This window comes from Desulfogranum marinum, from assembly GCF_963675105.2.
Lineage (GTDB): Bacteria > Desulfobacterota > Desulfobulbia > Desulfobulbales > Desulfobulbaceae > Desulfogranum > Desulfogranum marinum.
Genome location: NZ_CAXXRO010000002.1, coordinates 446,957 through 460,674, shown reverse-complemented (window position 1 = coordinate 460,674; position 13,718 = coordinate 446,957). Strand labels below are relative to the sequence as shown.

Sequence of the window (13,718 nt, the reverse complement as noted above, 5' to 3'; positions counted from 1 at the left end):
TGTAGGGTATTTTACAATTTCCATTATACATTCATTGAGGCGACAATGCAGGCAATAAGAAAAGCCGTTATTCCGGTTGCTGGACTTGGTACTCGTTTTTTACCGGCTACAAAAGCCATCCCCAAGGAAATGTTAACCATTGTAGACAGACCAACCATTCAATATATTGTGGAAGAAGTCGTCGCTTCAGGTATTGAAGAGGTAATTCTCATTACCAGTGAAGGCAAGTCAGCTATAGAAAACCATTTTGATTATGACTTCCAGCTTGATACCGTGCTGAAGGAAAAAAATAAAGTCGAGCTGAGCGAAGAACTGACAAATATTTCCAACCTGATTGATATCGTCTCTGTCCGCCAAAAAAAACCGCTCGGCCTGGGCCATGCCATATGGATGGCTCGTAATGTCATCGGCAATGAACCATTCCTGGTTCTATTGGGTGATGACCTTGTTATGAGCGATGTACCTTGCTGTAAGCAAATGATTGATTTGTACAAGGATGTTGGTGAGTCTATTGTTGCCGTCCAGCGTGTACCAATGAATGAGACCTACCAGTATGGAATCGTTGAGGGAGAGGCTATCGAAAAAGAGCGAACCTTTAAAGTAAACCGGATGGTTGAAAAACCTGCGCCTGGCACCTCCAATTCGGATATGGCTATTATTGGTCGCTATCTTTTAATGCCTGAAGTTTTTGATCTGTTGGGCAAAACCACGCCTGGTCATGGCGGAGAAATCCAGTTGACAGACGCCTTGTTAGCCCTTTCCAACTTAAGGGGCATGTATGCCTATGAGTTTGAGGGCAAACGCTATGATGCCGGTGACAAGCTCGGCTACCTGAAAGCCATTGTTGATTTTTCTCTGCAACACAGTACGTTGGGCGAGCCGTTCAGAAAACATCTTGAAAGCATCTGCAATGGATGTGGAATATGAGCGTATCTCATTAATGACCCTTTATGAGGTGGCCGTCGCCGCCCCTGTCGATCAGACATTGACCTACGGCCATCCTGCCGACCGAAAAGATGCTATTCCGGTCGGCAGTTGTGTGTTGGTGCCACTCGGAAGAAGGCGAGTGACCGGATATGTCCTGGAAGCATCCCCTCTAAAAAGGGTCCAAAAAACCGATTTTACTGTCAAGCCTATCCTTGATGTCTTTGCACCGGCTCCTTTTTTTCCACCCTTTCTTATCCCACTGTACCGTTGGATTTCGTCTTATTACCATCATCCCTTGGGTGAAGTTATAAAAACAGCTCTTCCTCTGGCACCTTCAGCGAAAAGCGGCTACAGGATAAATGTACTCGATATCGAAACCTTGAAACTTTATGAAGTTTCGCCCGAAAAATATTATTTTACCACCCTTCCTTGGTTTCAGCAGTTGCTGCAATTTCAAGAAGTTCCTCCAGCTCAGATTGCAAAAATCCGTCAGGATAAAGCTCAAAACAAACAATTACAAATATTAATCAAGAGCGGCGCTGTCGAGTTGGTGCCGGAGTTAATTGCATCGCAGGTAAAGGCGAAAAAAGAAACAGTCTATGTCTTGGCACCCACCTTTTTTAAAAACACGGGACTCGAAACAACCGATCCCCTTTCAATTTTACAACCAGAAGATGAGCATCGGTTAGCACAAATTTTAAAGCCCTCTGAAAAAAAAGCCCTTACTCTTTTTTTAGATAAGTATCTCAATACGGGATCCAAACCGGTAGCGAGAAAAGTTCTCCTCAGCTTGTACCCCAACTGCTCCAAAGCATTATCATCTCTTTGCGTGGAAGGTATTCTCAGCAAACATGATCAGCGGGTATATAGAGATCCGTTTGGCAACACCATTACCACTACCGCCCAACCTCTTGAGCTTACCGCAGAACAGAAAAAAGTCTTACAAGAAATTACACCAAGCATCGCAGCAGGGGAGTTCCAACCTTTTTTACTTTTTGGTGTAACCGGATGCGGGAAAACAGAGGTTTACCTGCGCGCAGCCGAGGCAGCCTTGCAACAGGGTAAAACAGCGTTGGTACTGGTGCCTGAAATTGCGCTTGCCTCACAACTGGAGGCCCAATTTTATACACGTTTCGGTGATCAACTAGCCCTGTTTCACAGTGGTCTTTCCCAAGGAGAAAGACTGGATCAATGGCAGCGAGTAAGGGATGGATCGGCAAAGGTGGTTCTTGGAGCCCGCTCAGCCGTATTTGCCCCCATGGACAAGCTGGGAGTAGTTATTGTAGACGAAGAACATGAACCTGCTTATAAGCAGGAAGACGGTCCCAGGTATCACGGAAGAGACGTCGCTGTCATGCGCGCTAAACTCACCTCATGCCCCGTTATACTTGGCTCAGCAACTCCATCGGTAACAAGCTACAGTAACACCATTAAGGAAAAGTATAAATTATTGACCATTACAAAGCGAGTGCAGGAAAAGCCATTGCCCACGGTGGCGGTGGTCGATCTTTCAACCAAAAAAAGAAGCCGGCGCGACCTTTTCTTTTCCGACACACTGATTCGAGAAATTGGTAACACGTTGGATAATAAACAACAGGCGCTGTTATTTGTTAATCGACGAGGTTTTTCCTCTACCATGCTTTGCCGAGATTGTGGGCATGTTCTCCAGTGTCGCCATTGCCAGGTTTCTCTTACCTATCACCGAAGTAAAGGGCGACTACTCTGTCATTACTGTGGATTTACCATGCCTTCGCAAATCATCTGCCCCGGTTGTCGTTCGCAAAATGTTGCAGGAGTAGGCATTGGGGCTGAACGTATTGAAGAAGAAGCAAAACAGCTTTTTCCTGCTGCACGAGTGGCAAGGCTAGACAGCGATGTTGCTGTAAAAAGAAAAAAATATCTCGAGATTCTCCAGTCAGTCAGGAACAAAGAAATAGACATCCTGGTCGGCACCCAAATGATAGCAAAGGGACTGCATTTTCCAAATATTACTCTGGTTGGTGTCATATGGGCAGACGCTGGTTTTACAATCCCCGATTATAAAGCCGGTGAACGAACCTTTTCCCTACTTTCTCAGGTCACAGGTAGAGCGGGTAGGGGGGATCAACCAGGAAAAGTTATTATACAAACAAATCAACCCAGCCATTATGCAATCAGGTTTGCGCAAGATCATAATTATGAAGCACTGTATGAACAGGAGATAACAACTCGTTCCCCCATGGGGTTTCCACCATTTTCTAGAATGATCAATATCAAATTTAACGGAACTGACGAAACCAAGGTAGAAAAAGCTGCCCGTAAAACAGCTGCATTCATACATGAAGATTGCAAACAGCATCATATCGATCTGTTAGGTCCATCTCCATCCCCGGTGGGAAAAATAAAAGATAAATTCAGGTGGCAGTTATTGCTTAAGAGTGCATCCGCGAGGACTCTCCATGCTGTTTGTACGCGTATATTAGACGAAAGACGTTCTCTATGCTTGTCGAATGTAAGAATGGTTGTAGATGTCGACCCTGAAAATATGATGTAGTCAAACAAAGGGTGTTGAAAAAAAAAACTCCCCCAGCAGGAAAAAAGGAGGGAAACCTGCCAGGGGAGAGGGGAAGAAAAAAGATAGAATTAATAGTTTTTGTACTTCATACCTCTGGAACCGCCCATGGACATACAGGTGCCGCGCGATCCGATTCCAGGTATTGCAAGCCCGTACTCATCTGCTTTAACACGCAGTTTCTCACGGAGATCAAAAAGCTCTCCTGCAATTTTTGAGGCTTGGTTTGCATCGGGTGTGCCCGCACCCATGATAGCGCGCATGGCAGCTCTTTTTTCCATCATTTGTTTGCGGAGTTCAACAGTTTCTTGTAAAAATTTTTGCTGTGCCTTTTGTGTTACACTGTCCAACTGTTGTACCTGGCAAGGTGCTAGGCTTTTTCCATGCCAATTTGGACTCGCTATTGCTGCTTGAGTAATCGCCAATGAAATACCACTGGTGAGAATTGCAGCAAGTACCATGCTTTTTGTGTTCATTTTTTTCATCATATAGCATTCTCCTAACTGTAAAGTTTATGGTGTTCGCCTGTTGCACTCTCAAATAAGCGAAGACCATGCCAAATTAGCGGTAAACAAATTAACATAATGAATTTATTGATTTTTTATTTACAAACAACAAGACAGCTGTTCTAAATATGTTTTTTCCGATATACGAGTGTTCACTTTTTACCCACCTTGCTTTAAAAGACTGGGTAAAAAATACCCGGAACAAATCCTGCCTAAGGTGTTCATCACTTGAGATGCTTCGTAAACAGCCGCCGGTATTCGAATGTTGCTCAACATGGCATGATGGCCCCTTTATTGCTTTCCCTGAAGTATGAATAAAATGATATCTCTTCTCCGCTCCAGGTTACTTTTTGCATCACCCTGGCTCCTGACTGCAGCAGCTGGGTTGCTCATCATCATTGTTGTGACCTTTGCCTTTCATAATCTTAGGCTGGAAAAACGTTTGATGACGAATGCCATGCTTCAAAAGGGAGCCACTTTGATAAAAGCTGTACAATCTGGAGCGAGAGCCTCATACATCTCTGATATAAGAAGAAATTTTTGGGAAAGTGATTCATGGTACAGTCATGTCCAAAAAATGATAGATCACCTCGTTGAAGACCCCGACATACGTGAAATAGCTCTCATTGACGATAAGGGTAGAATCATAGCCCACAATGATAAAAAACAGATTGGCAACACCCTGCCAACTTCCCCCATTATAAAAAACCAGCTTCAACGTGATGATGGATCAAGGTTGTATTACTCTATTGTTACAGATAAAGGGAAAAAACGCCTTTTTGAGACAACACGTCGTTTTAAACCGTTTGTACCCAGCCATTCGCGTATTTCAATGACCATGAAGCACTCAGGGCATCGAAATTTTTTCATGGGCAAAAACAGGTGGGATACAGGACCACCCATCATTGACAGGACACCTGGTGAGAGTGACCTCAACAAACCTTTTTTTATTGTTGTCGGGCTTGATATGACAGAATATGATCATACTCTTGGCCGCCTCAGGGCTCAAATTTTCATACTTTCGCTCGCCATGCTCCTGGTCGGCCTGGCCGGTTGGTTTTCTCTCTCAGTAGTACAGGGTTACAGGGTCTCACAAAAAACCCTCAATGAAATACAAGCCTTTACCACTTTGCTCATAACCTCACTCCCTGTCGGTATTATTGCTACAAACAAATCTGGTCGGATTGAAACATGGAACCAGGCTATTGAAAAAATAACCGGCATAAAAGAATCGAATGCCGTTGGCAAGACCCCTAAGGAAATACTTCATGAAGAACTCGCCGCCTTTTTTGATGAAAACAAGCCGAAGTCTCCCCTTGCACCAGATGAAAGAGAAATCCGGATTGCTTTTGCAGGCGACATGTATGTACTGCTTTGCCGTTTAATACAGATATTTGATAGAAACAAAACATATATGGGAGAGGTTTTGCTTTTATCCGACATTTCCAAGGTCAAAAAGCTTGAACAAAAAATGCGTGAAAGTGAAAAACTCGCTGCCATAGGAAAAATGGCAGGTGGGGTAGCGCATGAAGTCAGGAATCCTTTAAGTTCTATTAAAGGGCTGGCTCTGTTACTCAAAAACAAATTCGTAGCTGGAAGTAAGGAGCGTGACACGGCCCAGCTGTTGATCCAGGAAACAGAGCGAATGAACAGAACCATCACCGAGATGCTCAGCTTTTCTCGCCCAATCTCACTCAAACTTCAACCTGTGGATGTCACCACTCTTCTCGAGAAAGAAGTAGAGTTAATACAAGCGGAAACGCTTGAAAATAATATTGAAGTGTTACTCACTACAAGTGATGACCTTAAGCAAATTAAAGGTGACAAGGACAGGCTCACCCAGTTGCTCATGAACGTTTTACTCAACAGTATACAGGCTATGCCGGACGGGGGGCTAATAACAATTGAAGCTGAAAACAGTGCATCTGATGATTTTGTACAACTCACTATCTCAGACACAGGAACAGGGATGGACGAAAATGTTCTTTCGCAAGTTTTTTACCCTTATTTTACAACTAAACAGCAAGGTACAGGAATTGGACTAGCTATTTCACAAAAAATAATTTTAGACCATAACGGCTCTATTAGCATAGCTAGTCAGCAAGGCAAGGGAACGGTGGTTACTATCCAGTTACCCTCGGTGGACAATCGTGATCTTGTTATTTGAAAACTGCTCTTACGCAAAAGCATAACTACTCACAGCCACCTCACTGAGTCTCCCGTTGCTCGCTTACCTCTGTGGAAGATCACTATCCTCCGCATAGAGAAGCTAACGGAGTCTTCGTTTACCTGCGAAAAATCACGCCTGTTCAAATCTGAGGCACCTGTGAGCAGTTGCAGCTTTTAGGTATAATAAATCAAAGATTTACCGACCTGTTGAGTAGTTACACAAAATCAATATACAACTGTTTTGAATGGTTCGGGATTTATCAGGTATCACAGGACTCTGAGCTTGAAAAGTTTTTATCCAAAAAAGTACAATCGGCAGGAGAAAGGTCAAAACGGATTTCAGCCTCCTGCAGAAGCTTCTGCCTCTTGGCACCTGGTTTTTTTTCTTGAGTTTCACTTAACCAGAGCAAAGCCTTTTTAATTTTATCGGAACGAGAATATAAAGAGGTATTATCATTCATATTGGTTACCTTATTGTGTATAAAGACATTTTTTCTGCCTCTGACTCATAGCACAAAACAAAAGAGGGTAGCAACCATTGAAACGGTTCTTTTTTCTTACCCAATCATCATCCTTGACTGTTTGAACCGAAGGGTGATAGGATTTCCTTAAAAGAACCTTAAACGTAACTGCTTGCAGGCACCCCACGGAGTCTCCCGTTGGTCGCTTACCTCTTCGGGCGGTCACGATTACCCGCATAGATTGGTTATAGCAAAAAATCGGGACTGTCCAAATATGAGGCACCTGTAAGCAGTTACAGGTTTTAAAGATACTAAAATAAGTAGTTATCATCCCAGTGAGTAGTTACCCTTAAACAGAGATATCATGGAAAGTCTAGCTGGTCATTTTCTCATATCCACTCCGCAGATGCCTGACCCTCGTTTCAAAAAACAGGTCATATACATGTGCGCCCATAATGAAGAAGGGGCGATGGGACTCGTGATCAACAACCCCAACGATGAAATTAGCCTCCTGGAAGTGTTTCATGGAGCCAATCTACCTATCCCAGAAGGACCTTTACCGTCGGTGTACATCGGCGGACCGGTTGAGATGGATGCTGGATTTATTTTATATTGTTCCACCAAAGAAGACCCTTTTTCGCTGGCAGTTACTCCAGAGGTCTCTCTTTCCCGTGATACGCGCTTGCTGGAAGACATAAGCCTTGGCAAGGGTCCTCAGGAATATCTTTTTTTGCTGGGCTATGCCGGCTGGGGAGCAGGGCAACTGGAAACAGAACTGCTTGATAATAGCTGGTTAACCGTACCAGGCCATATTGACGTAATTTTTCACACACCTGATGAAAAAAAATGGAAAAAAGCTGCCGCGCGTTTAGGTATCGACATTTCCATGCTGGGTGATACCATAGGTTCTGCCTGAAACAACACATACACTTTCCTCCACGGCGCTGTGTTTTGCCACCAGTGCTCTTTTTTTACAATTATGCAAAAACACAATATAAATACCTCAGAAACTATTTTTCAGTGTACTAGATGCGGCTTTTGCTGCCATGGTGAAACAACAGTCTCTTTAACCCCATTTGACCAGCAGCGTATGGTTGCAGCACTTGATATGTCACTGGAGGAGGTTAAAGAGACATACTGGCGCATCACAGGCAATGTGGTGCAGATGAAGGTTGTTGACGGGCACTGCATTTTTTATGATTCCGAACTCATGGGTTGCTCTGTTCACGAGGGCAGACCGGAACGTTGTCGTGAATGGCCACTGCACCCCAGCATGCTTTTTGACAAAAATAACTACACAACTATCGTTGAGTCATGTCCAGGGCTTAACCGCGAGTTAAGCTATGAGGAATTTTGTATTCAATTGAAGGCTATTCTGGAGAACAAAAAACAAGATGATCAGCCATGAGATTTATGCTTCCCTTTTTGGGAAAAACAAAAAAGGGGTATCTCGATGAGGGGATCCGTGACTATGCTGATCGGCTCAGTCACTTTGCTCAGGTTGAGACCCCTGTCCTTAAAGAAAAGGCAGCCGGAAAAACACCTGATGATAAAATAAAGCTTCTTGAGGCAGAGCAGTTACTGGGCAAAATTGACCAATGTAAACAAGGAATAGTCATCGCTCTGGATCCTTATGGAAAGATGGTTGATTCAGAAGGGCTCGCAACCCTTCTTGGTCGCTGGCAGGATAGAGGTGTTGACACGGCAGCCTTTCTTATTGGTGGTCACCTAGGCTTACACCAATCCGTCCTTACCCGGGCCGACCATGTGCTTTCTCTCTCAAAGATGACTTTTACCCACGAAATGACCCGCATGCTGCTGCTCGAGCAACTGTATCGAGCATGTACTATCCAAGCCGGCCATAAATATCATAAGTGAAAATCATTCGGGAGAGGTCGAAGCTCTTTTTTTCAACCCTCTTTGTAGTGTAACAATAAAATCCTGTACATTGGTAAGGATCGACCGGGCTATGAGGGAGCCGCGATCAGCAAGTTTATTCACAGCGAATTCGCTCATATCGACCAGGTAAAAATACACCGGACGCACATTTCCTTGTTTGTCAAAACTATAGGAAGGGGTCATGTTGCCACTGGCAATCGTATGCAGTTGGGTTGCCAGCCCAATGACGGTAGTAGCCTGTCGCGTGTGAGCGCGCATTCTGTCTTGTGCCTCATACACATCACCAATAACACCCGGCAGTGGACCGTCATCACGAATGGACCCAGCAAGCACATAAGGGACATGATTAGTTACAAGGCTATGCATTACCCCTTCCTGCAGCACCCCATTTTCTACAGCCTGCTCAATGCTGCCTACAGCCTTTATAGTATTGATAGCATCAAGATGATGATAATGCCCAGAGGCAATAGTTGCTTGATGGTACAGTTGCTGGCCTAATGCCGTCCCAAAAAAAGTTGCTTCAATATCATGGGTTGCCATGGCGTTACCAGCTAAAAGAGCATGTACATAGCCCTGTCTGATCAGTTTTGCAAAGGCCTCCCGGGCATCATGGTCAAAGACAACCGCAGGGCCAACCACCCAAACAATCCGTCCTTCTCTTCTATCATGCTCAAGTAAGCCGTAAAGCTGGTCATAATCTATACTAAACGCTGTTTCCCTGCTTCGACTTGATCGAAATGAGAACTTACCACGTTCCTCTTCAGGGAAATGAAAACCTTGGGTATGAACATAGATGCCTTCTTCGCCATTCACAGATCGACCCACAACAACACAATCACCTTTTTTTAATCTTCTAAATTCCCTGACGTCCAATCTCCCATCAGTTGTATACACCACAACACTGTCCATTCGGGATTGAGCAACAAGTTCCCATTTATCAATATCGAGCTTGAAATATTCAGGAAAGATAGTTGTTGCATGATAGTTTGTTGGTGCTACGCCGTCCTTTTTAACTTTATCCAAGGTCACGATCGGCGCAGTAGCAAGAAGGGGAGAGGTAAAATCAGGCGGTGTATAAGTTGGTAATGTGAAGTTCACGTCTCACCTCGTATCTAATAGGAACGGAAAAATTCACGTAACTTGAATTCAGCGAAGATTTACAAATTGTCAATCTATCCCGAACTGTACCTGATCAGCAGTGCTCCAAATGTTCATCAGCAGATTGCTCAGCAGATAAGCCCCGACTTCGATACATCGGCATTCTGGGCGGAAAGATCGTGAAGAACTGGGGTACTGATGAGCAGTTACAAATCCATTTACAGCAGCTGAACGTTTCATAAGAAGATACTCCTAGATCTATTATAAAGGTGATCGTGGAAACTTTTACAACCTGAAAAAAAAATATTTACACATTGTTTACAGTTGAGGAAATTCCTTGGCTTTCTATTTTTACGATAAACCAAGCTCTTTGCTTACATTATCCAACTTCCGATGCCAAAATTACAGCATTTGAAAACCGTTTTAATCAACCACCTGAAAAGTTAAAACTTGCTCAGACCTGTCAAAGCTCCTACAATCTCCTCAAGAGAGTAATAGCAGGTTTTGGTGCAACCATTCCTGCTAATTCATTAACCACCTTTACAATTATTTTTCACAATTACCTTGTCATCAGCCTATCCCATAAGCACACAGCCAATTACGCTCAGGCAGCTGAAATTCTTTGCTCAAAAAATATCCGCTTTGTTTGAACCGGGAGATACGCTTTTATTGGAAGGGGGATTAGGTGCAGGGAAGACTACTTTCGTACAGTTCATCGCCGGCAATCTTGAAATTGGAAATGATCAATATGTATCCAGCCCATCTTTTTCCCTACTGCATGAATATTCCGGAACACTGCAGGTTTTTCACATGGATCTCTACCGACTGACAGACGAAGATGACGTAGAGGCCGCAGGATTACTCGATTACCTTGAGCACCACGGGCTCTGCCTGATTGAATGGCCGGAAAGACTGGGTACGGAAAAGCCGGACAACTATCTCCTGATTGAAATCAACATCCCGGATAGTGAACACCGCACCCTTACCCTTACTGCCTGTGGGCCAAGTTGGAAGAAACGACATTCAAAACTCGTCAGCATCGTCGATCAAATGAACCAGCAAGTTGCATAATGGATATTTACCTGGCGCGACAACCAATCTTTAACCGTAAAAAACAGCTCTATGGGTACGAGATTTTATACAGAGGCGACGTAAATAACTATTTCCCGCAAAATACAGATGGGGAAGTTGCAACGAGCACAGTACTTGCGCATACTCTGTTCAACATTGGGTTGGAAGGGGTAACCAACGGCAAAAAAGCGCTTATTAATTTTACCGAAAAACATCTTTTGGCAGGCACTCCTTCCCAGCTCCCAAAAGAGCATTGCATAGTTGAAATCCTTGAGGACGTAGCACCTACCGATGCCGTACTAGCAGCCTGTAAGGCTTTGAAAACAGCGGGATACCTATTGGCGTTGGACGACTATATCTTTGATTTCGCCCATGCTCCTTTGCTTGATCTTGTTGATATTATCAAAATAGATTGCCAAGCCATTTCCGTTGAAAAAATCCGCGACAAACTCAAATATTTTACTCCCCATTACCCTTTGGAGCTACTTGCAGAAAAGATTGAAAGTCATGAGGAGTTTGAACAATGTCATGATATGGGCTTTGATTATTTTCAAGGTTTTTTCTTCAGCAAGCCTGAAATAATAAAAAAACAAAAACTGGATATAACCAAGGTAACATTGCTTGCACTTATCGCAGAAGTTAATCGGGCTGATTTCAGCTTTTCCCGTGTTGAAAGAATGATTGCCCCTGATGTCGCGCTCTCCTATAAACTGTTGCGGTATATAAACTCGGCGTACTATTCACTGGTATCCAAGGTTAAATCCATTCGTCACGCCCTGGCCTATCTTGGAGAAGCTGGAACCTGTCAATTTGTGTGCTTGGCAGTTGCTTCTGAATTAGCAGTGGAGAAGACTCCCGAACTCACAAAGCACTCTATTATCCGGGCCCAGTTGTGTAAATTACTTGCCCAAAAAAGCAGTGGAGGGTATGACGAATCACAGCTTTTTCTGGTAGGCCTGTTTTCCATGCTTGATGCGATGTTAAACATGCCCATGCAGGAGCTCTTGGTTAAAATGTCACTGGCAAAAGACTTGAACAAGGCCCTCGGCGAAAGGGAAGGACCGCTAGCGCCTTTTCTGCTCGCGGTTGAAGCCTATGAACACGGTAATATTAACACGTGTGTAAAACAACTGGCCTTAATTGGCGTTACTCCTGAAGAAATGGTCAATTTATATTTTGAAGCGCTCCGGTGGGCAGACCTTTTAAACGCATAAAAAACGTTTTTTCCCGCAAACACCATCACCCGCCTATCTCCTTACCGAATAACATTTTTACAAACTCATGACTATGAAAAGACTTTCTCTGCAATCATGTAGAAAAAAATACACCTATGACCAGGATAAGGCGTGCTCTCCGACCGAAACAGTACACCGCTTTCACCAACGACTGAAAGCCACCAAGCTCGACATCTTAAAAGAGGTCAAACGAATAGACAACGGACGGTTGGATATTCCTGTTTACTTCAGCGTTTGCGGCACGGATGCCGAAAAGATGATCGGCAACAAAAAACAGATGGGTAAAGGATCGACGCCGGAACAATCGCGGGCAAGCGCATGTATGGAACTCGGCGAAAGATTCTCTTTTTTCAGCTTTGTGCAAAACGCTGAGAACTTCCTGGTTGGCGACTACAAAACCATGGAAGATGCCGGCCACGCGGTACTACCGCTGCCCATCTTGCTCAAGTCCGTACATGATGAAACGCTGGGCCATGAAGCCCTGAGAGAACTGCTCACAGGTCTTCCCATGCTCTGGACCTGGGCAACCCGTCTCTCTGACATGGAATCAATTTTGATCCCGTTCAGCTGGTTTTATGCGATAAACGAATTTAACGGTCCTTCTGCGGGTAACACGTACGAAGAAGCCGTAATGCAGGGCATTTGTGAAATCATAGAACGACACGTCTGTGCCATCATAACCAAGGATCACGTTTCAACGCCTGCCATAGACCTCGACTCAATCCATGACCCGGTAGCGGTAAATCTGATTGAAAAATTCAAGGCCAATAACATTGAACTCCGCCTCAACGATTTCTCTTTGGACACAGGTATTCCGACTATCGGGGCACTGGCATGGGATCCGCAAACATTTCCGGAAAAAAGCGAGATTGTCTATACCGCAGGAACAACGCCGGATGCCACCAAAGCGGTAATACGGGCCCTAACCGAAGTTGCTCAATTGGCGGGAGACTTTAACAGTAATTCAAACTACGTGGCCAGTGGTCTCCCTAAGCCGCTTCAGCTTGAGGAAGTTGAACACGTACTTAAGGGCAGTAAACAAATTGACCTTGCCGACATAGCAGATGTTGATGATTCTGATATGTACCAGGAAATTAAAAATTGTATTGCTGCAGTCCGGAAAATGGATACAGATATCTACGTCATAGACACCACCCATCCGGAGCTGGATATACCGGCATTGTATACCATCATTCCCGGAGCTCATTTTCGTGAAAGAGCCATGGGAGGGAATGGGGCAATGTTTGCAGCTAAACTTGCGTCACAGTTGCTGGAAGCACAGGATCTGACAGATAAACTTATCTCGATGGAGCAGGTGCTGCCAACGGCCTATTACCTCAAGTTTTATCGGGGCAGGGATGCCTATAATAATGGTGACCTCATCCAGGCGCTTGACAACTTTAACCAGGCACTGGAACTAGATCCCAATGAAGAGGATATTCCTTATATCTATTCGTACAAAGGGAGCTGCTTGCGTGATATGGGGCTTTATGCAGAAGCCATAGAAGCATTGAGAAAGGGACTAGCTGCAGATGAAGAACGACCTGATATGCATAATATTATGGGTGTCTGTCACTACAAGTGTGACCAGTATGATCAGGCTGTTCATCATTTTCGTCGGGCAGTGGCGCTCAATCCAGTGTCGGCCATTGATTATGCCAATCTGGCCCTCAATTTAGAAAAAACAGGACAGCGCGAAGAAGCAATAGAACAATACCAGGTTGCGCTTGGCCAGGATCCAACCATCGAGTTTGCAATGCAACGATTGGAAAAATTGCTTCAGGAATCAAAAGAGGCTTAA

At 44.3% G+C, this 13,718-nt stretch carries 14 protein-coding genes; 10 read left to right on the top strand and 4 right to left on the bottom strand.

Going from position 1 to position 13,718, the window contains the following annotated elements:
- Positions 1–45: 45 nt before the first annotated feature.
- Both galU and priA read left to right on the top strand, forming a co-directional pair.
- Positions 46–927 (top strand): UTP--glucose-1-phosphate uridylyltransferase GalU, encoded by an 882-nt coding sequence (gene galU / locus ACHZCY_RS02825; protein WP_205221350.1) that lies wholly within the window; start codon positions 46–48, stop codon positions 925–927.
- On the top strand, positions 896–3,460 hold the full coding sequence (gene priA / locus ACHZCY_RS02820; protein WP_319547761.1) for a primosomal protein N': 2,565 nt from the start codon (positions 896–898) through the stop codon (positions 3,458–3,460). Before galU ends, priA begins: the two co-directional genes overlap by 32 nt.
- Before the next feature lie 89 nt (positions 3,461–3,549).
- Here the strand turns inward: priA and ACHZCY_RS02815 are convergent, their stop codons facing one another.
- Complete coding sequence (locus ACHZCY_RS02815; protein WP_205221348.1) at positions 3,550–3,966, bottom strand: hypothetical protein; 417 nt, start codon at positions 3,964–3,966, stop codon at positions 3,550–3,552.
- A gap of 328 nt (positions 3,967–4,294) precedes the next feature.
- Between ACHZCY_RS02815 and ACHZCY_RS02810 the strand changes: the two genes are divergently transcribed.
- Complete coding sequence (locus ACHZCY_RS02810) at positions 4,295–6,151, top strand: ATP-binding protein (protein WP_319547760.1); 1,857 nt, start codon at positions 4,295–4,297, stop codon at positions 6,149–6,151.
- Positions 6,152–6,413: 262 nt separating this feature from the next.
- On the opposite strand, the gene ACHZCY_RS02805 is transcribed toward ACHZCY_RS02810, so the two are convergent.
- A complete protein-coding gene (locus ACHZCY_RS02805; RefSeq protein WP_205221346.1) occupies positions 6,414–6,614 on the bottom strand; it encodes a hypothetical protein in 201 nt (66 codons plus the stop codon).
- Positions 6,615–6,978: 364 nt separating this feature from the next.
- On the opposite strand from ACHZCY_RS02805, the gene ACHZCY_RS02800 reads away from it, so the two are divergent.
- The 3 genes from ACHZCY_RS02800 to ACHZCY_RS02790 all read left to right on the top strand — a co-directional run bounded on the left by ACHZCY_RS02800 (position 6,979) and on the right by ACHZCY_RS02790 (position 8,492).
- Positions 6,979–7,530: a YqgE/AlgH family protein gene (locus ACHZCY_RS02800; protein WP_319547759.1), complete on the top strand. Its 552-nt coding sequence runs from the start codon at positions 6,979–6,981 to the stop codon at positions 7,528–7,530.
- Positions 7,531–7,593: 63 nt separating this feature from the next.
- Positions 7,594–8,022, top strand: coding sequence for a YkgJ family cysteine cluster protein (locus ACHZCY_RS02795; protein ID WP_319547758.1), 429 nt, complete (start codon positions 7,594–7,596; stop codon positions 8,020–8,022).
- Entirely contained in the window at positions 8,019–8,492 is a 474-nt protein-coding gene (locus tag ACHZCY_RS02790) for a 23S rRNA (pseudouridine(1915)-N(3))-methyltransferase RlmH (RefSeq protein WP_319547757.1), read from the top strand. Before ACHZCY_RS02795 ends, ACHZCY_RS02790 begins: the two co-directional genes overlap by 4 nt.
- 3 nt (positions 8,493–8,495) lie before the next feature.
- On the opposite strand, the gene ACHZCY_RS02785 is transcribed toward ACHZCY_RS02790, so the two are convergent.
- Together ACHZCY_RS02785 and ACHZCY_RS02780 are read right to left on the bottom strand one after the other, a co-directional pair.
- Positions 8,496–9,611 carry a putative NPN-dependent ornithine cyclodeaminase gene (locus tag ACHZCY_RS02785; protein WP_319547756.1) on the bottom strand — a complete coding sequence of 372 codons (1,116 nt, stop codon included), beginning with the start codon at positions 9,609–9,611 and terminating at the stop codon, positions 8,496–8,498.
- Positions 9,612–9,680: 69 nt separating this feature from the next.
- Positions 9,681–9,851: a hypothetical protein gene (locus tag ACHZCY_RS02780; protein ID WP_394713352.1), complete on the bottom strand. Its 171-nt coding sequence runs from the start codon at positions 9,849–9,851 to the stop codon at positions 9,681–9,683.
- A 74-nt stretch (positions 9,852–9,925) separates the two neighbouring features.
- Between ACHZCY_RS02780 and ACHZCY_RS02775 the strand changes: the two genes are divergently transcribed.
- The 4 genes from ACHZCY_RS02775 (at position 9,926) to ACHZCY_RS02760 (ending at position 13,718) form a co-directional block, all read left to right on the top strand.
- A complete protein-coding gene (locus ACHZCY_RS02775; protein ID WP_319547755.1) occupies positions 9,926–10,261 on the top strand; it encodes a hypothetical protein in 336 nt (111 codons plus the stop codon).
- A gap of 19 nt (positions 10,262–10,280) precedes the next feature.
- A complete protein-coding gene (tsaE, locus tag ACHZCY_RS02770; protein WP_319547754.1) occupies positions 10,281–10,682 on the top strand; it encodes a tRNA (adenosine(37)-N6)-threonylcarbamoyltransferase complex ATPase subunit type 1 TsaE in 402 nt (133 codons plus the stop codon).
- Positions 10,682–11,896, top strand: a complete 1,215-nt coding sequence (locus ACHZCY_RS02765; protein ID WP_319547753.1) for an EAL and HDOD domain-containing protein — start codon at positions 10,682–10,684, stop codon at positions 11,894–11,896. The genes tsaE and ACHZCY_RS02765 overlap by 1 nt, the downstream gene beginning before the upstream one ends.
- Positions 11,897–11,963: 67 nt before the next feature.
- Entirely contained in the window at positions 11,964–13,718 is a 1,755-nt protein-coding gene (locus ACHZCY_RS02760) for a YcaO-like family protein (protein WP_319547752.1), read from the top strand.